The organism is Cytobacillus sp. NCCP-133, assembly GCF_026011715.1.
Lineage (GTDB): Bacteria > Bacillota > Bacilli > Bacillales > Cytobacillaceae > Cytobacillus.
In genome coordinates, this window is record NZ_BRVM01000060.1 from 1 (window position 1) to 690 (window position 690).

The 690-nt window shown below is 40.9% G+C and carries 1 protein-coding gene; it reads left to right on the forward strand.

Annotation, left to right across the window (positions count from 1 at the left end; genetic code table 11):
* Window positions 1-579: transposase (locus NCCP133_RS21830; RefSeq protein WP_264807320.1), on the forward strand; the 579-nt coding region annotated here is incomplete at its 5' end.
* Window positions 580-690: the final 111 nt, after the last annotated feature.

Below are 690 nucleotides of genomic sequence, written 5' to 3' on the forward strand. Positions count from 1 at the left end.
ATTCGGTTGAAATCCAATGCAAATCTGCAGCGAATGGCCGACGAGTTCCTCCCTACTTCTGTGGCTTCAGATGTCACGAAAACGGAATGTTATTATGAAGAAACCGTTTATCAAGCGAAGAATTGGACTAAATCTAGAAAAGTCATCATAAAATCACTGCGCCCTGCTGGTGAACTCCTGCTTACTCACTCTTTCTTTGTAACAAACTTAGTGGATGCCTTTTCTCCTGAAGCAATCATCGCTACGTATCAAAAAAGAGGGACAATGGAGAACTACATCAAGGAAGCCAAAAACGGGTTCGCTTTTGATAAAATGAATAGCCATTCCTACCAAGTAAACGAAGTGAAGATGATGATGAGTTTATTGGCTTATAATTTAACGAACTGGCTGCTTACCCTTTGTTTTCCAGAAGGACAAAAGACCATGCAAATCGACACCATTCGCACTCGGATCATTAAGGTGGCCAGTAAGTTAGTCAAATCAGGACGATCCCTGTACTTCAAACTGGCTTCAAGCTTCGTGTACCAGGAATTCTTTTGGAAAGTGATTCAGCGAATTCAGAAGCTAAAGCTGGAGTGAACGAACCAAAGGCCCAATAAAAAAATTTCCAAAGGCAGAACAAGGGAGTAGTCTGTCCAAAAAACAACTCAAATTCCAAATTCTGTTGGAAAATGATGACTTATCAGGTGA